The sequence below is a fragment of the Pediococcus parvulus genome (assembly GCF_007990205.1).
GTDB lineage: Bacteria > Bacillota > Bacilli > Lactobacillales > Lactobacillaceae > Pediococcus > Pediococcus parvulus.
The window spans coordinates 1-20,083 of the sequence record NZ_BJWE01000033.1; the positions used below are offsets into that span (position 1 = coordinate 1).

Genomic DNA, 20,083 nt, shown 5'->3' on the forward strand with positions numbered 1-20,083 from the left:
TTATTTTAGAAAAGTTAACTTTTTGGCTGAGCAACAACCTTTGCTGTATTACCAAACCATTTTTCATTAATTTTTTTCAAAGTTCCATTCTTATATAACACATACAATCCATGATTAATTTTCTTTTGTAATGTTTTATCGCCCTTTCGCATTCCTACTGCAAATTGCTCTTTAGGGAATTTGCCTTGGATTTCACGATAAGACTGAGGATCGCTTTCATGTTTAATATAATAGCCAGCGTACACACTATCAATCAATAATCCTTGAATTCGATTTGCGTTCAAATCAATGAAAGCATCATTAAATGAGTCATATAAAACAGGTGTTTTATCTTTAATTTGATTTTTTAACAAATTGGGTTGACGATCTACGTCCTGAGCCCCAGACGAACCACTTTGCACGCCCAACGTTTTCCCAGTCATCTTTTTAAAGCTCGTTACATTTTGTGATTTTTTACTTACCAAAACTTGCTCATTAGCTAAATAAGTGTGACTAAAACTAACTACTTTTTCTCGTTCTGGCGTTATCGTAAAACCGTTCCAAATTAGGTCAATGGTTCTATTTCTTAATTCAGTAGTATTCATTGACCAATCAATGCTTTGAAAATCTACTTTGATGCCGTATAACTTAAATACCGCTTTGGCAAGGTCAATATCATAACCTGTTAATTGTCCATTTTTCTTACGAAATCCCATGGGTACAAAACTATCGTCCAATCCCACAATAACTTTTCCCCGTTTTTTAATTGTTGACCAATAATCGGTCGTATTTGCCCGCTTCGTTTCATTTTCACAGCCACTTAAGCTGGGAAGAATTAACAAACAAATTGCTAATGTCAAACAGATTATTTTTAACTTTTTTTTCATTGCTTGTACCTCCCCAATTTACTTAACTGGTACAACGTGAAGCTGTTTATCGGCAACTTCATTTGCAAAATCCATATCATGCGTAACCACGATCTGGGTCATGCCGTCTTGCTTTAATCCTTTAATGATATTACTTACTTCTCCCCGTAGTTCCGGATCAAGGGCTGATGTTGGTTCGTCATAACAAAGAATTTTTGGCTGCATAGCAAGCGCCCTTGCAATAGCAACTCGCTGTTTTTGACCCCCGGAAAGTTGATACGGATATAAATTTTCTTTTCCATTCAGTTGCAAACGCGATAGGCGCTCCAGTGCCTTCTGTTTGGCAATTGCACCACTTTGCTTTAGTACCATTTGCGGAGCCAACGTAACGTTGTCTAGTACAGTCAAATTGGGAAATAATTGATAATCCTGAAAAACAACACCAATCACACTTTCGCTACCCGTATCTTCGTATGGACTAAATTTTTTATTGTTTAAATAAAATTCACCTTTATCAACTGGTTCCAATCCGCTGATACAACGAAGTAAAGTTGTTTTACCAGCTCCAGAGGGGCCAACAATTGTTAAGATTTCGCTGTCTTCAACTTCAAATGAAAGGTTATCAATAATAGTTCTGTCATTAAATTTTTTTGTTAAATTATTAATTTTTAACATTGTTCTACCCCCTAACGCCAATATGCGTAGTGCTTTTCAACTTGCCGTAATACATAAGTACAAACCGCCGTCAAAAGTAAATAGATAACACCTACTAAGAGTAACGGAATTAAGGTAACGTCACGCGCAGAAGCCACATTTCCGGCCCGAAGGAGGTCACCAATTCCGATAACATAAACTAATGAAGAATCCTTAACTAAGTTGATAACTTCATTTCCAATCGATGGCAACACAATTTTGGCTACTTGTGGGATCAGAATTTTGCGGATGGTTTGCCAATAAGATAACCGTAGGACCTTCGCGGCTTCGTATTGTCCACGATCAACCGATTGAAGCCCCCCACGAAATATTTCGGCAAAATATGCGGAGTAATTAAGAATAAAGGCAAACAATGCCGCGTCGTACCTTTGAAAGACAATTCCTACAATTGGCAAACCATAAAAAACGAAGATTAATTGCAATAACAGTGGCGTTCCTCGCATCAGCCAAACAAAAAAATTTAAAATATATTTTACCAATTTAATTTTAGATACCAAGCCTAAACCAAAAATCATTCCTAGTGGCAACGCGCCAATCAACGTCCAACAAAATATTTTTAACGTCATCGTGGTACCAGCCAATAAAGATGGCAAAATTTGCGATATATAATTTAATGACAACATTGTGATCCCCTCCAATAATTTATAAAAAAAGTCCTCTTGAACTATAAAAAATAATTCAAGAGGACGAGTAAGCGCGGTTCCACCCCTGTTTGTAATTGCTTCACAACAATTACCTCAGTGAGTTGTGCTTATAACAAAAAAATCCCCTTGGGTAAAAATACCCAAGAGGACGCATCAACGTGGTTCCACCTCATGTTTCTGATAATCTCACAATTATCAGCTCAACAAGTTATAAGTTACAACTCTATGAGATAACGATCACCCGTACTTCTCTAGTTTTCTCAAGAAGTAAACTCACAGATGTGTTTCGAACTAGGTACATGCTTTAATCTCACCATTTAAAGCTCTCTGAACTGATTCCTAGTTCTACTCTTCCGTTCATTGTTTTTAAATATTGTATTGAATATAGTTCATTTTCTAATCAACGTCAAGTACTTTTTAATCAATACTTCTAAAGTTTGCTCCCCGCGTATGCCGGAAAAGACTTTTGATCGGCAAATATAAAATGACAAAGAAACATAAATTTAAGGCTAATGTTGGTGCCAGATTATAGGCAACAAATTCTGGTGACGTAATGCTTGTATAATGTACGATTTCAAAAACGATATAAAACGCACTTTCATATAGCGTTAAGGCTAAGAAAAACGTTAGTAAGATTGATAAAAACGTCGGTTTAAAGAAAACTTTGACCCACTGTGTAATAATCACAATTACTGGCAGAATAAACATATTGACCCCGAAAACACCGGTGTAAAACCAGTCAAACACAAGGCCAACGCCAGCTGCCCAAGTAGCAATTGGCAATTTCGTCTCACCTTCGAAAAAAATGGCCAAAATCATCCATAAGATTGTCAGATTGCTCACCATTGAATAGGGATATGCAAATAACGAACCTGAAAAAATTAAATTGATTGAACCGTCTAAAAACAATGCGAGGAAAAAGCCAATTGGGAAAATAAATTTTAATTTAGCACTTTGTAACATTTATAACATCCTCCCAAACTGACTATTTAAGTGCAGCAACTGAAACCACATTAATACTGCTCATATCCGCTGCTGGCTTGATGTACACTTCTGTAGCTAAGCCACTGGAGTCTTCTTTAGTAGCTACAACTTTTCCTACATACAGCCCCTTAGGCGTGACACCACCAAGCCCAGAAGTTGTCACTAATGACCCCTTCGTGATTTTTGACTTAGATGTTACCTGTCCCATTACAATTTCATTGTTACTACGATCAAAACTAGTGACAATCCCATTAATTGTTGTCCCATTTTCATCCTGTACTTGAATGGCGAACCGATTGGCGGAATCACTACTATCACTAATTAATTCGACCTTACTTGTGGTATAACTAGCTTCAATGACACGTCCGATAAGCCCTTGACCAGCAACTACCGACTCATTTTTTTTGATACCTGAAGCAGTTCCTTTATTGATAACCACAATGTTTTGCCAAGAAGAAGGTGCACGAGAAATTACGGTTGCGGTGACTAAATTATAATCGGTCATGCTCTTTTTTAAACTAACTTGTTGTTTTAACTGTTTATTTTCTTGTTTTAGGGCCTGATCCCGTGCACGAACAGATTCCAAATTATCGACTTTGCTCTTTAAGCGTTCATTTTCTTGATACGTATTGATAATTGAATTCAACGCTTGTGAAGTATTTCGAATTGCATTCATCGGATAAGCCACTACGCGATCAACCACACCAACAGCATCATTACCAACCTTTTGTATGACTGGGGTGGTAGACTTTTTCCGGGTCGTTACCGATAGGGTCACTAATCCAACTGCGATAATCACACAGATTACAGCAATCACTAACTTTCGATTTGAAAAAAATTTTTGCATGGTAGACCCTCCGGAAATTTTTTATATCACAACAATATCTATTCTTGCTCAGACACAGTTTGTATTATACCACAGAAAAAAATGCCATTACATGCTTGTTGGCCACCATTAAACGCACCTTAATATTTAATCACTAAAGGTTGAAAATACAAAAACTTATCTTGTTACTTAATACGAAAACGTTCAAGACGGCAAGTGAATTGCTGATTTTGAACCAAGTCATTTAATACTAGTTATTGAAGTAATTTTGATACTTTCAACCTTTAGTTTAATCAAATGAGATGCTGCTCCGCAAAACTATAGTATGTCATGCTTCCTGTAATAATATGATCTAACACCTCAATACCCATCAAAATACCACAATCTTTTAACCGTTTGGTAAACTGAATATCCTGCTGAGAGGGACTGACATCCCCGCTTGGATGATTGTGAGTCACCATAATTTTATTAGCACCCACCCGCAATGCTTCAAAAAAGATTTCCCGTGGATGCACGGTTGCAGAATTCAAACTGCCTTTAAAAATCATTTTTTCAAACACAATTTTATTTTTTGTGTTTAAACAAAGCAACGTTAGTCTCTCCTGCCGGTATCGTCTTTGCATGTGAATCAGCCGTTCTCCAATTTGACGACTCCCAAAAATTTCACCAATAATTTTTTGTGGTGCTAACTCAATACGGCGACCTAATTCTACACACGCCAAAAATTGACGATTTAGTTCAGGATAATCAGCAAATATTTGCTTTTTTTCTGGATTATATAACAGTGAAAACAAAGATAAATCTGGAATCAATTTCCAAAAATCTGCTAGTACTTGACGTTGCTCATTGATTGGTAACTTATCAGTCAAAAAAACTTGTAAAAGTTCCTCATTCGTATACTGAGCCATTTCATCAAAAGGTTTCCGCGCAACTTCTATTTGTGTCGTCTGCATATCATTTTTCATTAGCTTTTCACTCTCCTAATAACAAAAATACGCACAACTATTACGATTCTACGAATAACTTACGAACATCTGAAATAAAATATAAAGATCCCGTAATTAGGAGTAAATCGTCACTAGACATGATGCGACTGGCCTTAGCAATGGCTAGCTGCCAGTTTTCTTCAGTTTGAATTGGATTGGCCGTTTCAACACTAGTTGTTAATTCTGTTAAATTGGCAGCTTGGCGTTTGCCAGGTCCAGCAAAAGTGGTTGCGATAATATGCACGTTGTTCAAAGCACCCAATGTCTGAATCATTTTGTGATATTGCTTATCTTCAAGAATCGCAATCACAACATAAATATCGTACTGTTTAAAATGAGTCCCAAGTAACTTTGTGATTTCTTCAAATGCTGGTTCGTTATGTGCACCATCCAACACCACAAGTGGTTGTTCATTTACCTTTTCAAATCTACCAGCCCAAAAAGCTTTTACTAGCCCACTTCTGATATTCTTCTCAAGAACTGGTACATTTTGTTGCTTTAAAAATATCAGATAAGCTTGCAACGCGGTACTGGCATTATTGATTTGGTAATTACCTAGCATTGAAATTTTTAAATCTTTAAAATGATAATCAGTCGTCGCAAAGTCAAATTTTTGCGTCCATAAATCCTGATAACGACGATTATTAACTTTATATGTCTCATCAAAACAAAAATAGCTACTATGATGCTGGCGAGCAGTTTTAATAATAACTTCTAATGCCTCATCACCTAATTGCCCAATAACGGTCGGCACATTTTCCTTAATAATTCCTGCTTTTTGTGTCGCGATTTTACCTAGGGTATTACCCAATAATTTCATGTGATCAAAACCAATATTCACAATTACCGAGACTGCAGGCAAAACCACATTTGTGGAATCGAATAAGCCACCAATACCCACTTCAACTAACACAACGTCAGCATGTCCTTCAGCAAAATAGCTATACATCATAGCAGTAATGATTTCAAATTCGGTTGGCCCGCCTTCAGGTAAAGTCTTATCTAGTTCGTCAATGACTGGTAATACTTTCTGAACCAGCCTCAGAATTTCTGCATCCGAAATAGGCTCACCGTTTACACTAATGCGTTCGTTAAAACGTGTTAAAAATGGTGAAGTAAATGATCCGACTTTGTAACCCGTTTCTTGTAACATACTCCTTAAAAAAGTCAGGGTTGAGCCTTTTCCGTTCGTTCCTGCGATGTGGATAGCCTGAATCTTATTTTGGGGATTATCCAATGCCGCCATAAACTTGGTCATCCGAGCCAACGTGGGAATTTTTTTAAATTTGGTGCGACCATGAATAAAGGCAACTGCTTGCTCATAGGTCTTTACTTCAGTCAAAATACCATCTCCTCAAATCGAAAAAAGACTAAACAAACATCTCGTTTTAGTTTAGTCTCTTTTCATAAAAATTTGTTTAGTTACTGTGCATTTTTTAGTGATTCAAGTCGTTGTTTTGTTGCTGTCAATTTAGCCTCATAATCGGTCTGCTTTTGACGCTCACTATCAACCACTTCAGCAGGAGCATTGGCCACAAATCGTTCGTTGCCAAGCTTCTTAATCGAACGATTAACTTCACCAGTATACTTATCAACTTCCTTTTGGAGGCGATCAGCTTCGTCGTTTAGATCAACTAATTCCGCTAATGGAATATAAACTTCGGCATCTGTAATAACTGCTGACATTGCTAACTTGGGAATTTCAAGATCAGCACCTATCTCAAATTTAGCTGGATGACAGAAACGTTCAATATACTCATGATTGGTTTCAAAAAGCGTCTTTAGGTCTGCATTATCGGTCTTCACAAGAAGGTCTACAGAACTTGACATTGGTGCATTAGCGTCCGCCCGAATGTTACGAACTGCCTTAATTAAATCAATCAAGTGTGCCATATCATTTTCAGCCTGCCTATCAGCTAGTTGTGCATGTTCCACTGGGTAGGCTGCGGTCACAATGGAAGCACCCTCGTGGGGCATTGCTTGCCAGAGTTCTTCAGTGACAAATGGCATGATCGGTTGAAGAAGACGTAAGGTCTGATCCAAAACATAAGCCAAAATATTGCGCGTATTGGCCTTGGCTTCTTCATCATCACCTGTCAGGATTTCCTTACTCATTTCAATATACCAGTCACAGAAGTCATCCCAAATGAAGGTGTAAAGGGCACGACCAGCTTCTCCAAAATCATAAGTATCAAAGAAGTGGGTAACCTGTTTCACAGTTTCGTTTAATCGACTTAAAATCCACTTGTCAGTCAGATTCCATTTGCTTTGATCTGGAAGCACTGGTTGTGTCATTTCACCAAGGTTCATGATTACATAACGGCTAGCATTCCAAATCTTATTAATAAAGTTCCAAGCAGCATCCATTTTGTCATAGCTGAAACGAATATCTTGACCTGCAGTTGAACCTTGTGATAAGAACCATCGCAACGCATCAGCTCCATATTTATTAATGACATCCATTGGATCAATTCCGTTACCCAAGGACTTACTCATCTTACGTCCTTGCTCGTCACGAATCAGGCCATGAAGCAAAACATCCTTAAATGGTGGTTTCCCGGTAAACTCAAGGCTCTGGAAAATCATTCGTGAAACCCAGAAGAAGATGATATCATAACCAGTTACCAATGTACTGGTCGGGAAATAGCGTTTAAAGTCAGGTGCATCTTCATCTGGCCAGCCCATCGTTGAAAACGGCCATAAGGCACTGGAGAACCAAGTATCCAAAACATCGGGATCCTGTTCCCAATTTTCAATATCCTTCGGTGCAGTTTCACCAACATAGGTTTCTCCAGTTTGTTTATTGTACCAAGCTGGAATTTGATGTCCCCACCATAATTGACGCGAGATTACCCAATCATGTGCATTTTCCATCCACTGTGTAAAGGTATGCTCAAATCGTTCAGGAATAAAATTAACCTTTTGATCTGATTTCTGATTTTCAAGGGCTAAGTTTGCCAAATCTTTCATTTTAACAAACCATTGGGTGGACAAACGAGCTTCAACTTGGACACCTGTTCGTTCTGAATGGCCAACACTATGCACGATTGGATCAATTGAGATCAAATAACCTTGATCCTGTAAATCCTTAACCATGGCTTTACGGGCAACAAACCGGTCCATTCCTTCGTACTTACCGGCATTTTCATTCATCGTGGCATCTTTATTCATCGTATTGATTCTGGCCAGATCATGCCGATTACCAACATTAAAATCATTAGGATCATGTGCTGGCGTGATTTTGACCATCCCAGTTCCAAACTCAGGATCAACATACTGATCTGCAATAATGGGAATATGACGCCCTTGTAGTGGCAACACAAGCTCTTTACCAACTAATTCTTTGTAGCGTTCGTCACTTGGATTAACCGCAACTGCAGTATCACCCATCATGGTTTCTGGACGCGTTGTGGCAATCTCAATGTAATGATTACCATTGAAAGTGTCTTCTTCATTAACGAATGGATACTTGACATGGTAAAAGGCACCTTTGTCATCCTTATGAATCACTTCAATATCGGAAAGTGCTGTTTGAGCTTGTGGATCCCAATTGATAATGTATTCACCACGATAAATTAAGCCTTTGTTATATAAGGTCACAAAGACCTTTTTTACCGCTTTTGAAAGACCATCATCCAACGTGAAACGTTCTCGAGCATAGTCTAATGACAATCCCAATTTAGCCCACTGTTTATGAATAACATCGGCATATTCATCTTTCCATTCCCAAACTTGTTTAACAAATTTTTCACGGCCTAAATCATAACGTGAGATTCCTTTTTCACGTAACTTAGCTTCAACTTTCGCCTGAGTGGCAATTCCGGCATGATCCATTCCTGGTAACCATAGGGTATCATAACCTTGCATGCGTTTTTGACGAATTAACATGTCTTGCAATGTCGTATCCCAAGCATGCCCTAAATGTAATTTTCCAGTTACATTTGGCGGTGGAATAACGATTGAATAAGGTTTTGCTTTTTTATCGCCACTTGGTTTAAAAAGGCCTTGATCTAACCATTGTTGATAACGACCCTGCTCAACTGCATGAGGATCGTATTTTGTTGACATTTCCTTTTTTTCTGTCATATGAGTATTCCTTTCTATATAAAACAAAAAAGCATATCCATCCTTCAAAAGGACGAATATGCTTCGCGGTACCACCTAATTTGGGTTTTTAACCCCACTTACTTCTTTTTTAACGGAATTAAAAATTTCCGGTCATTCTTACTGTTAGTTCAGAACAACGGCTCACAATCTACTAAACATCTTGCGAAAACTTTCAGCATTTATTTTCTCTCTTTTTTAAGATGTTTTTTTCTTGTTCATAGCCTATATAAGCATTTTAGCCAACATTCAGTGATTAGTCAACTTCAGTTGCGTATTTTTTAATAGCATCCAATGCTTCAATATAATTTGGTTCATCATGAATTTCTGGCACAATTTGGCGATACACAATTTTACCCTCAGCATCAATAATGAAGATTGTGCGTGCTAAGAAGCCATCATTTGGAATGTATAAATTCATTTCATATCCCATTGATAACTCTTCGTCAGAAAGAACTTCAAGATTTGAAACACCCTCTGCCGCACACCATGCCTTCTGTTCAGAAATTGTATTGTTAGAAACAGTCACAAAACGAACGGATGGATAATGGTCTGCTTGCTGATTAAACTTTTTGGTTTCAATCTTGCAGACCCGGGTATTTAAATCTGGAACAGTACTGATTAATGTTGGTTTCCCAATTAAATCTCTGGTCTTAATTTTCTGGTTCTCAGCATTAAACAACTTGAACTTTGGTAATTGCTCACCCACTTCAGGGGGATTACCAGAAAGGGAAACCTTTTCGCCATTATTTAAAACATCCACATTCATCACTCCTCAAATTCAGTAACTTACCTATCAAAAGATTAACCTAAAGATAACCCATTCTAAGCCAACAATCAAATGAAAAATTGATGATTTATAGCAATTCTGCAAAAACATCCTCATTTTGATTCAAGAAATTTTGATCAGGTTTAATTTCGGAAATTTCAATGCCATCCAAAGCTTCTTGCATTAGGCCCTCGACATCAATTCGTTTTTCATAATAACGGGTTCGCTCTGTGTCCGGACGAGTTTTTGGAGCTGGTGGTGCAAAAATAGTACAACAGTCCTCAAAAGGTAAAATAGAAAGATCATATGTCCCAATTTGCTCGGCTTGCTTGATAATCTCTGTTTTATCTAAAGAAATTACAGGTCGCAAAATCGGCATGTTAGTTACGTCATTAATAGCTTCCATGCTTTCCATGGTCTGAGAAGCAACTTGGCCCAGTGACTCGCCATTAAAAATAGCCTTCCCGCCTCGTTTTTTGGCAAGTGCAACGGCAATTCTTAACATCATCCGGCGTTGCACTGTCATCAAGTATCCTTCAGGAACCTTTTCTTTGATTTCTTCTTGAATTTTTGTAAACGGCACTTGAATAAACTGTAAACTCCCACCAAAAGCAGCCAACTTAGAAGTAAGTTCTTTAGCCTTCGCTAACGCTTGTTCACTGGTGTATGGTGGACTAAAGAAATGTACCATCTCCATATCAACGCCACGCTTCATTCCTAAATAGCTCGCAACTGGTGAGTCAATCCCACCAGATAACATCATCATACCTTTACCAGCTGTGCCGACTGGTAACCCACCAGCACCCTGAATAGTTTCGCTTGAAAGAAAGACGCCATTGTTGCGAACCTCAACTCGTAAAATCAAATCAGGTTTTCGCATTTTGACAACTGCCTTAGGAAAATTATCAAGGACAAATCCACCCAACTCTTCGTTGAGCTCGTTGGTATCCATTTCAAAGTTATGATCTGACCGGCGCGTATTGATCTTGAAGGTCATCCCAGGTTTCAATTGTTCAGTCATCATCTCTAAAACACCTTGATGAATCGCATCAAGGGTCCGGTCAACCTTAAGCGATGGCGAGAAATTTTGAATACCAAAAACTTGTTTTAACCGTTCAATAACGGCATCAGAATCTTCCCCATTTAAAGTGACATGAGTGCGGTCTCGCTTTGGATGCACTTCAAGTTTTGGAAATGCATGAAGACTTTTACGAATGTTTCCACCTAATCGATTAACGAAGTCTCGCTGGTTCTTCCCTTTTGTGGAAAGTTCCCCATAGCGGACCATAATTTCCGTATACTGCATATCAGTAACTCCTTGTCTTAATTTAATTTAGAAAATTCCGCATAGAGTTTATCAAACACTTTGTTAAACTCTTCTGCTTCGGCAACTGTATTGTCAGCGTCTAAACTCACTCGAATTGCACTTGTTGCAATATCATCTGGTGTTTTCATTGCGGCCAGCGTACTTGATTCAACTTGTTTCTTGGAGGAACAGGCACTCGTAGTGGAAATAAAAATATTGTAGCGCTCAAACGCATGGACAACTGTTTCACCGCGGACCCCTTTAATCGCAAAACACAGAATATGGGGGGCAAACCCATCATTGCGTTGGGTAAACATGGTGACATTTTTAAACTTGCTAACATGATCAAAAATTGTTTCTTTGACCGTTTGTTGCTGTTTAACATTTGCTGGCTCGTCTTTTAGAAGAAGACGTAATGCTTTCGCCATCCCTGCAATTGCAGGTAAATTTTCAGTACCGCTGCGTTGGTTCTTTTCTTGACCGCCACCAGTCATTAGAGGTGCAATGCGGCGATCTTCCCGAGCATAAATAAACCCGATTCCACGTGGTGCATGAAACTTGTGCCCAGAGAAAGTAACAAAATCAACCCGATCATTAAAAATTGCGGACTGGATACCTTTACCAATTCCTTGAACCGCATCTATATGAAAATGAATCTTTGGATATTTTTTAAGAACATCTGCCGCCTCTTTAATCGGTTGCAGTGTTCCAATTTCATTATTTACGGCCATAATTGATACTAAAATTGTGTCCGGACGAATAGCAGCTTCTAAATCTTTGATCGAAATCCGTCCCTCTTTATCGACGGGCAAGTAAGTGATATCGTAACCCAAGCGTCGCAACTGTTCCATACTATTTGTAATTGCAGGATGTTCAACCGCGGTTGTAATTAAATGTTTACCAAAGGTCCGTTTCTCAATTGCTGTTCCTTTAACAACCCAATTATCGCCTTCAGTTCCACCACTGGTGAAAAAAATTTCGTGGGGTTTGACATTCAACAAATCGGCAATCTGTTTTCGTGACTGCTCCAATAAATTAAACGCAGTTTCACCCATTGCATGCAAACTAGACGGATTTCCCCAAATTTTTTCACTAACCGTTTGGTAGGTTTTTAAAACCTCCGGGGCAACTTTAGTTGTGGCACTATTATCAAAATAAATCATTCTATTAATTCTCCTACTATCCTTAGGACTTCACTTGAAAATTCCTTACTAATTATAACAACCTTATGAATAGTCAACAAGGTTATTAACAAACTCCACCTATGATACTCAAAATCATCAATAAAAACAAAGAATTGTAATCCGAATTACAAAATCAGTCTTTTCCATAACAAATTGATCTTTCAAAATTAAAAAGCAACGAAAACTAAACTATCAGTTTTCGTTGCTTTAACTTAAAAAATTAAAGATTAATACTGCGTACTTTTTTGCTTTTGATAACTCTCAGTTAACTGATCCACCATTCCTGGCTCAACACTTTCCAATGCCCGACTAATAACACTTAAACTTTGTGCATAATCATGGTCTTCATCAAACAACTTTTGTGCCCGTTTGCTGGCATTATCAACCGTCTCATTACTGTGACGATAACGGTTGGTATACTGAATGATTTCTTCACTTAACGCGGCATTATCGGTAAGTTCAGTTGTTTTCTTGGCAAGAGACTGCATATCTTTATCAATCATACCCAATTGTTGATCAATTTGTTTCATATCGATTTTGACTTGATTCATATTGGAAGAAAGCTTTTCAATTTCATCACTCACAACAAAGAAGTAATCCATATAACTTGCAGGGATTCCTGGTAAGTTTAAGTTTTCAATGTGGCGTTTGATCTCATGAATTTCCAAATCAAATTGGTGTAATGTTCGACGAGAATCTTTTTCTTCTTCAATCAACTTTTGAATACTTTCGTTAATTGCAGTTTGTTGAGATTCAATATCATCAAGTTGATCATTTTCTTCATGCATCCGTTGCAAGATTTCTGAATAAACAACAGGTTGATTTGTAATTGCTTCTGCATCTTGATCATGTTCACTACGAATATCTTGAAGTTTTGCTTCTAAGTCATGAGCTTGACTATCTTCGTTACCATTCAAAACATAACTTTGCCCTAATCGGTCGATTTCAATCAGCAAAGTATGACTTTGCTTTTCGGCGTGTTCAATGTATTCGGCAATTGTTTGAAAACCACCATCAACATCGGTTCGAGCATCAATTTCAGTTTGCATTAAATCATAAAGATTATCTATGCGGTTTGCAATTGTCTCGTTATTGCCCTTTACAGCGTCAAGTCTTAGATTACTCAAAGTATCCAAATTTTCGTTAATTTTTGAACCAATATCTTCAATGTCATTAGGAATTTCATCGTCCGCAAATGCATAATTATGATTGATCAATTGCGTATAGCCATTTTTAATTTCATCTAATTGACCAGGAAAATCTTCATTTAATTGGATGTAAAGTTCTGGGATTGCCTCAAGCTGTTCTTCCAAACCTTTTGTACTGGTCTGTAACTGTTGTAACTGTCCTTCGGCTTTCTTATGATCGCCGCTTTCCACAGTTTTAGCAAAATTCTCGAAAGCATTCTCCAGTCGCTCTAAACTGTCGTTTAACATATCAATGCTAGGACCATAAGTCATGTTCTTAGCTAACAGGGTCTTACGTAGGTCTTGATACTTGTGACGCAGAACTTTAACTTTGTTTTGTTGGTCTTCGCTTTCCTGCTTAATTTGATCTAGTGCTGCTTGAATGCGATCAGATTCCGATTGAATCACCTGGACAGCGTCTTTAATACCAGAAACATCAGAACGGGCATCAAAAATTTTCATGTCATTCACGTTCTGCTGACCGGTTTCTGCAAGTTCGTCAATTTCAGGAAATTTGTTGTTTTTGACGTTCCGATAATCATCTTGAAGATTTTGGTATTCTTCCAAAGAAGAACCTGCCAAATTTAAGTTACCAACCTCATCAAGCTCGCTGGCGACGGGCAGATCCATCAAATCAGATTTCTTATTTTGAAGATCTGTAATTTGCTTCAATAAATATCGCTGATACAGCACGATCCCTACATAAATAAGAATTGCCACCACGATTATACCAATTAATACACCCAACATGAGAACCCCATCCTTTGTCTACGTCATTTTCATTAAATGAATTTTGTTGCTTTCTTGTTTTTTTCAATATAAAATAAGACTCAACTTAAATTATAGCATAGGATTTTAGAGTTTCACTATGTGATTTTTATATTTCTAGTCCAATTTGGAGGAATTTTTATGACACAGAAAACACTTTCACTAATGAATCAACAATTAGATGCCCTTTTAACTGGCGAAACTAATTTAATTGCAAATATGGCTAATGCTTCAGCACTTTTAAAATCAAGTTACGCTGATGTGAACTGGGCCGGTTTTTATCTCTATGATCAAAAAGGTGATGAACTCGTTCTTGGGCCTTTTCAAGGTAACGTCGCTTGCATGCATATTGCCAATGGTACCGGCGTTTGTGGCACAGCTTTTAAAGCAAAAAAAGTTCAGCGAATTGCTAACGTGCATGAGTTTGCTGGCCACATTGCTTGCGATACTGCCAGCAATTCAGAAATTGTGCTTCCTCTCATTAAAAATGAGCATAAAATTGGTGTTTTAGATATTGACTCGCCTTTACTTGATCGGTTTACTGAAGAAAATCAACAAGAACTTGAGGACTTTGCCGCTGTTTTCTTGCAGCACATTGACACTGTTGCTTAACTTGTTGTAAACTGTTCATTGTGTAAAATAATGCAGCGGCGAGTGGTAAGCTCGTCAACAGACTGGTGCCTTTTAATTGGTTCAATTAGTAACCTTGCGGCTGCAAAGGTGAGGATTGCAAAACAGTCTGCACGAATACTAAACTCGCAATCGGATTATTTTACTCCAACAAAATTATTGGAGGATTTACTTTATGTCTCGTTATACAGGTCCAAGTTGGAAAATTTCTCGCCGTTTAGGAATTTCTTTAAGCGGTACTGGTAAAGAATTAGCTCGTCGCCCATATGCACCTGGTGATCACGGTCAAAACAACCGTCGTAACATTTCAGAATATGGTCAACAACTCCGCGAAAAACAAAAGTTGCGTATGATGTACGGTTTGACAGAGCGTCAATTCTCAAACTTATTCAAACGCGCTGGTAAAATCAATGAAGGTAAGCATGGTGTTAACTTCATGATCTTACTCGAACGTCGTTTAGATAATGTTGTTTACCGTTTAGGTTTAGCAACCACTCGTCGTCAAGCACGTCAACTTGTTAACCATGGTCACATTACCGTGGATGGCAAACGTGTCGACATCCCTTCTTATGAAGTAGAAGTTGGCCAGGTTGTCAGTGTTCGTGAAAAATCAAAAGATTTGAAGATCATTGGCGAAGCTGTTGAAGCTGTCGTTGGTCGTCCTCAATTTGTTCAATTTGATGCTGATAAGTTGGAAGGTTCCTTAACTCGTCTCCCAGAACGTGACGAATTAGAGGCTGATATCGACGAATCACTAATCGTTGAATACTACAACAAACTTTAATTTTTTATTGTTTGTTCAAAAAAAGCGTTTGGAAGAAATTCCAATCGCTTTTTTAGTTGTCCCAAATTTTGGATAACACGCTAATCGTTTGCTCGATCATTTCTAGTACTGCCGCTTTGCTATCTAAGTTCCTATTATCCTTTTGTAAAACACGACCAATTAGAACCTCCGCCTTTTTCTGAAATCTGTACTCCTTGACGCTCTTCTCAAAATTTCCTTTCGTCAATGAAATAAACGATTTTGCCATGTGATTGTTTGAAAGCTTAAACTGGGCACCTAAATTTAAAAAACCAGCTTGTTTTGACTTGAGTTTATCAATCGCGGATTGGCGCTCCTGCATATTTGTTTCAAAGGCCAACCACACAAACAACCGGTCATCCCAAACCCCAATTTCATAATGAGGCACCATTTTATAGCCCCGCTTGTTTTGAGCAAATGCGACCCACGTATTTGGTGGTGGATTAGAATGACGGCGCGCATGTTTTGCAATAAACGCTCGGTAAGTTTCACCGTTCCCATTTAATATTGGCAGCACTTCTTGAATAGCTTCCTCAAAAAAAGGATCAATTTGAGTACGAACTAACTTTAATCTTTCCTCAACATCAGGTTCATTAAATACAGAAAATATGTGCTCTCTAAACATAAATAGTTACCTCCTTAGTCGCCAAACAGGATACCCTTGGCGGAAAATGCTATACTTATTATACTATCTAGAAAGGTTGTGAGCGCAATGGCTAATAATTCCAATAACGTTGACTCGCGGTTACAGAATGCCATTCATGGCACCCCTAAACTCAATCCAGATGAACAACGAAGGTATCTTGGTACTTTTCGCGAACGCGTGGCTATTTCAATGACTGTTTCTCAAATAAAAACGCACCAATACGAGGTTCCATTTGTGGCACAATTAAAAAAACACCCTGATTATCAGCTGTTGATCAATGGTAACATTGATCAACACTTGATTGGTCCTTATTTAAAAGCAGCCAGTCAGGAATCCTTAAAATTCACAATTAAAACTGACAGCATTTATACAACCAACGATCAGGACTTGGCCCTTGTTTTAGCAGCGCCAGATTCAATTAATGTTGCTGACATTGATGTGGCCAGTTTCCAAGGTCAGGCACCTATTAAAGAAGAAAAAAAACCAGAATCACTTCTGGATAAACTTAAAAATAGTTTTCGAAATTAGGAGTTTTATCATGCAACAACCATTGGCGTATCGTATGCGCCCTAAAAAAATTGAAGAAGTTGTTGGTCAACAACACCTAGTTGGCCCAGGAAAAATTATTGCCCGAATGGTCAAAGCTAAATTACTATCGTCCATGATTTTATATGGTCCACCGGGTACTGGAAAGACCAGTATTGCGAGTGCCATTGCTGGCTCTACGAAGTATGCTTTCCGCAAATTAAACGCTGCAACTGATTCCAAAAAGGATCTTCAAATTGTGGCTGAAGAAGCAAAAATGAGTGGTACGGTTATTTTACTCCTTGATGAAATTCACCGTTTAGATAAAACTAAACAGGATTTCTTGCTCCCCCACCTTGAAAGTGGACGAATTATTTTAATTGGTGCCACCACCGAAAATCCTTATATTTCAATCAATCCAGCCATTCGAAGTCGGACCCAGATCTTTGAAGTCCATCCCTTAGCACCGGAAGATATCCATTCTGCCATCAATCGCGCCTTAACAGACACCGAAAATGGCCTGGGTTCAATGAATGTTAAAGTGGCTAAACCAGCAATGGATTTTTTGATTCATTCCACAAACGGCGATCTGCGTAGTGCCTTAAATGGCTTGGAACTCGCTGTAATGTCGACTGAACCAGACAAAAATCAAGAAGTTCATATTTCTTTAGAAATCATTGAAGAATGTCTGCAAAAAAAGGCGCTCACTCAAGATAAAAATGGGGACGCTCACTATGATGTGATTTCAGCCTTTCAAAAATCGATTCGAGGTAGCGACGTCAATGCAGCACTCCATTATATGGCGCGTTTAGTAGAGGCTGGTGATTTGCCAAGTATATCGCGCCGATTAATGGTTATTGCGTATGAAGACATCGGCCTGGCAAATCCGCCTGCCTGTGCAAGAACTGTTTCTGCCATTCAGGCCGCCGAAAAACTTGGGTTTCCTGAAGCACGAATTCCATTGGCCGATGCGGTTATTGAACTCTGTTTATCGCCTAAATCAAATTCCGGCATTTCCGCAATGGACGCGGCATTAACCGAAGTTGAATCTGGCAACTATGGAGACATCCCGGCTGACTTAAAGGACGCGCACTATAAAGGCGCTGCTAAGCTTGGTCACGGAAACAATTATAAATATGCGCATAATTACCCCAACGATTGGGTAAAGCAGCAATACCTGCCAGACAGAATCAAGAATGCCACCTACTATGAACCAAAAGAAAATGGTAAATTTGAGACTGCTTTAGCAGAACAATACAAACGCTTGCTACGTGCTCAACGTGATTAATCTTCAGAGGGACTGAAATTGAAATTTTATAATATCCATGCTAAGATAGGTATGAAATTTCTTTGGTGTACGCGTTGTTTCATTTATGTACTGCCGTTCAAATAATTTGTATAGGGACTAAGGGTGTTTGGTGGCATGTAGGCCTTTAATTAGGAAACTTAAAGTCAAACCAATTGGTCCCACCGCTAACATACTTGCGGGCTTTCACTGAGAAACGATTAACGGCACCACAAAGTATTTCCAAAGCATTATGCTTTGATGGGATTAGGACATTACGTGCTAATCCCTTTTTGTTTATTTAGCCGTTTTACTATCGATTTATCAAATAAATTTCAAGGAGGAATACTATGCTGATTTCAGCTCTTATGGTTCTTTTTTCTATTATTCTTGCCGTAATTGGAACTTACTTATATCGGCACCAGCAGCAACCTTTTCTCCTATTCAATCCAACTGAGAATCCAGCTCTACAAGAACTTTTACGAATTGGCGGTCTTGCCCTCATTTTAATGGCTATTATTGCTTTTGTCATCGCTTGGACACATGTGATCATTCTAATTTGTCTGATTCTTCTTTTGGGCTGTCTATCTACCACTGCAATTCTAATTGGACTATTAAGTTTTTTACCAAAATAACTACCTGCAAATGCCGATTGTCTCCCATTGTAGCCGTTTAATCAAAAAGAAAACGCTCTTTTTTCTTTTTATTTTGGGTAATTTAACGTAAAATGGAGTTAGAAAGTTGGAGAGGTGATTTATATGACACAACAATATAAACATATCTTGGTTCCTGTTGATGGCTCAAAAGAAGCTGAATTAGCTTTCGAAAAAGCTGTTGCAGTTGCTAGACGAAATAAAGGTTCCGAATTACATTTGGTACACGTTGTTGATACCCGCGCATTTCAAAACATCTCAAGCTTTGATACAGCAATGGTTGAGCAGGTTACTGAAACTGCAAAAACAACCCTTGATAAATATGTGGATGAAGCAAAAGATAAAGGTTTGGAAAACGTTGATTATTCAATTGAATATGGTGCACCAAAAGTTGTGATCGCAAATGACATGCCAAAACAGTTACATACCGATCTTATTATGATTGGAGCGACTGGTTTGAATGCCGTTGAACGTCTCCTAATTGGTTCAGTGACCGAGTACGTTACAAGAACAGCAGTTTGTGATGTTTTAGTTGTCCGCACTGATCTTGCTAATCAACCAGTTAAGATTAAATAAGAACTTGTTTTTTTAAAATAAAAGATGCCCGAGAAAATAACCATTTTTCTTCGGATATCTTTTATTTTGCCACATGCTTTCTATTGAACAGCTAGATTATAATATCGAAAGCAACTCACTTCATGGTCATTGATAAGACCCGCTGCTTGTAAAAAGGCATTAATCATTTTTGGACCCACAAAAATGAAGCCATCTGCTTTCATTTGACTTGCAATTCTATTTGTTAAACAAATTCGCGATTGTGAATCATCCAAAACTACTTGCGGATTCCTAATGGGTTCAAAATCTACAAACTGCCAAATATAGTCTGAAAAATTCATTGGTAGATTGGCTACAACTTGTGCGTTTTGAACTACCGCTTTAATTTTTCGCTCATTACGAATAATCGTTGCATCTGTCAAAATCTGGCTAATATCATAGTCAGTAAACAGGCTTAATATTTGTGGATCAAATTGCGCAAAGACATTTCTAAAACCTTCTCTTCTTTTCAGGACAGTTACCCAATTCAACCCCGCTTGAAAGATTTCCAACGCAAAACATTCAAATAAACTTTGCGTATCCAAAATTGGAACGCCCCACTCTAGATCATGATACCGTTTCAACAATTCATTTTTATTTCCCCACATACAACGATTCATATTCTCATTCG

General features: G+C 38.2%; 20 protein-coding genes, 1 other RNA gene and 2 other annotated features. Of the genes, 7 read left to right on the plus strand and 14 right to left on the minus strand.

All coding sequences use genetic code 11. The features are described from left to right. Positions 1-14: 14 nt before the first annotated feature. From PPA04_RS07040 to ezrA, 12 genes are all read right to left on the minus strand, one after another. Positions 15-866, minus strand: coding sequence for an amino acid ABC transporter substrate-binding protein (locus PPA04_RS07040; protein ID WP_057784723.1), 852 nt, complete (start codon positions 864-866; stop codon positions 15-17). An 18-nt stretch (positions 867-884) separates the two neighbouring features. Next, a complete protein-coding gene (locus PPA04_RS07045; protein WP_057784722.1) occupies positions 885-1,520 on the minus strand; it encodes an amino acid ABC transporter ATP-binding protein in 636 nt (211 codons plus the stop codon). 11 nt (positions 1,521-1,531) lie between these two features. Continuing rightward, positions 1,532-2,182, minus strand: coding sequence for an amino acid ABC transporter permease (locus tag PPA04_RS07050; RefSeq protein ID WP_057784721.1), 651 nt, complete (start codon positions 2,180-2,182; stop codon positions 1,532-1,534). A gap of 162 nt (positions 2,183-2,344) precedes the next feature. Continuing rightward, positions 2,345-2,573 (minus strand) — a binding site (T-box leader). Positions 2,574-2,620: 47 nt separating this feature from the next. Beyond that, positions 2,621-3,166 carry a rod shape-determining protein MreD gene (mreD, locus tag PPA04_RS07055; RefSeq protein WP_057784720.1) on the minus strand — a complete coding sequence of 182 codons (546 nt, stop codon included), beginning with the start codon at positions 3,164-3,166 and terminating at the stop codon, positions 2,621-2,623. Positions 3,167-3,188: 22 nt separating this feature from the next. Beyond that, positions 3,189-4,034, minus strand: a complete 846-nt coding sequence (gene mreC / locus PPA04_RS07060; protein ID WP_057784719.1) for a rod shape-determining protein MreC — start codon at positions 4,032-4,034, stop codon at positions 3,189-3,191. Positions 4,035-4,306: 272 nt separating this feature from the next. Beyond that, positions 4,307-4,978: a JAB domain-containing protein gene (locus tag PPA04_RS09835; protein WP_057784718.1), complete on the minus strand. Its 672-nt coding sequence runs from the start codon at positions 4,976-4,978 to the stop codon at positions 4,307-4,309. A gap of 40 nt (positions 4,979-5,018) precedes the next feature. Beyond that, entirely contained in the window at positions 5,019-6,341 is a 1,323-nt protein-coding gene (locus tag PPA04_RS07070) for a bifunctional folylpolyglutamate synthase/dihydrofolate synthase (protein ID WP_057784717.1), read from the minus strand. An 80-nt stretch (positions 6,342-6,421) separates the two neighbouring features. Then, positions 6,422-9,085, minus strand: a complete 2,664-nt coding sequence (locus tag PPA04_RS07075; RefSeq protein ID WP_057784716.1) for a valine--tRNA ligase — start codon at positions 9,083-9,085, stop codon at positions 6,422-6,424. Between the two features lie 45 nt (positions 9,086-9,130). Beyond that, positions 9,131-9,334 (minus strand) — a binding site (T-box leader). Between the two features lie 25 nt (positions 9,335-9,359). After that, positions 9,360-9,872 carry a peroxiredoxin gene (locus PPA04_RS07080; RefSeq protein ID WP_373295138.1) on the minus strand — a complete coding sequence of 171 codons (513 nt, stop codon included), beginning with the start codon at positions 9,870-9,872 and terminating at the stop codon, positions 9,360-9,362. 88 nt (positions 9,873-9,960) lie between these two features. Continuing rightward, on the minus strand, positions 9,961-11,178 hold the full coding sequence (gene thiI / locus PPA04_RS07085) for a tRNA uracil 4-sulfurtransferase ThiI (RefSeq protein ID WP_057784714.1): 1,218 nt from the start codon (positions 11,176-11,178) through the stop codon (positions 9,961-9,963). A 17-nt stretch (positions 11,179-11,195) separates the two neighbouring features. Then, positions 11,196-12,341, minus strand: a complete 1,146-nt coding sequence (locus PPA04_RS07090; RefSeq protein ID WP_057784713.1) for a cysteine desulfurase family protein — start codon at positions 12,339-12,341, stop codon at positions 11,196-11,198. Between the two features lie 248 nt (positions 12,342-12,589). Continuing rightward, positions 12,590-14,299, minus strand: a complete 1,710-nt coding sequence (gene ezrA / locus PPA04_RS07095; protein WP_057784712.1) for a septation ring formation regulator EzrA — start codon at positions 14,297-14,299, stop codon at positions 12,590-12,592. Between the two features lie 159 nt (positions 14,300-14,458). Between ezrA and msrC the strand changes: the two genes are divergently transcribed. Continuing rightward, positions 14,459-14,929, plus strand: a complete 471-nt coding sequence (msrC, locus tag PPA04_RS07100) for a free L-methionine (R)-S-oxide reductase MsrC (RefSeq protein WP_057784711.1) — start codon at positions 14,459-14,461, stop codon at positions 14,927-14,929. Between the two features lie 193 nt (positions 14,930-15,122). Further along, the gene (gene rpsD / locus PPA04_RS07105; protein ID WP_057784710.1) at positions 15,123-15,731 is read left to right on the plus strand and encodes a 30S ribosomal protein S4; all 609 of its coding nucleotides are present in this window, start codon (positions 15,123-15,125) and stop codon (positions 15,729-15,731) included. 52 nt (positions 15,732-15,783) lie between these two features. On the opposite strand, the gene PPA04_RS07110 is transcribed toward rpsD, so the two are convergent. Then, positions 15,784-16,374 carry a DUF1054 family protein gene (locus PPA04_RS07110; protein WP_057784709.1) on the minus strand — a complete coding sequence of 197 codons (591 nt, stop codon included), beginning with the start codon at positions 16,372-16,374 and terminating at the stop codon, positions 15,784-15,786. A gap of 87 nt (positions 16,375-16,461) precedes the next feature. Here PPA04_RS07110 and PPA04_RS07115 point away from each other — a divergent pair, with 87 nt between their 5' ends. From PPA04_RS07115 to PPA04_RS07135, 5 genes are all read left to right on the plus strand, one after another. Next, entirely contained in the window at positions 16,462-16,923 is a 462-nt protein-coding gene (locus PPA04_RS07115) for a YueI family protein (RefSeq protein WP_057784708.1), read from the plus strand. Between the two features lie 10 nt (positions 16,924-16,933). Further along, positions 16,934-18,208, plus strand: coding sequence for a replication-associated recombination protein A (locus PPA04_RS07120; RefSeq protein WP_057784707.1), 1,275 nt, complete (start codon positions 16,934-16,936; stop codon positions 18,206-18,208). 54 nt (positions 18,209-18,262) lie between these two features. Further along, positions 18,263-18,450: non-coding RNA, 6S RNA (gene ssrS / locus PPA04_RS07125), on the plus strand. Between the two features lie 105 nt (positions 18,451-18,555). Next, entirely contained in the window at positions 18,556-18,840 is a 285-nt protein-coding gene (locus PPA04_RS07130) for a hypothetical protein (protein ID WP_057784706.1), read from the plus strand. A gap of 123 nt (positions 18,841-18,963) precedes the next feature. Further along, a complete protein-coding gene (locus tag PPA04_RS07135; protein ID WP_057784705.1) occupies positions 18,964-19,434 on the plus strand; it encodes a universal stress protein in 471 nt (156 codons plus the stop codon). An 80-nt stretch (positions 19,435-19,514) separates the two neighbouring features. Here PPA04_RS07135 and PPA04_RS07140 read toward each other — a convergent pair. After that, on the minus strand, positions 19,515-20,083 hold a 569-nt coding region (locus tag PPA04_RS07140; protein ID WP_222591708.1), incomplete at its 5' end, for a DNA-3-methyladenine glycosylase I.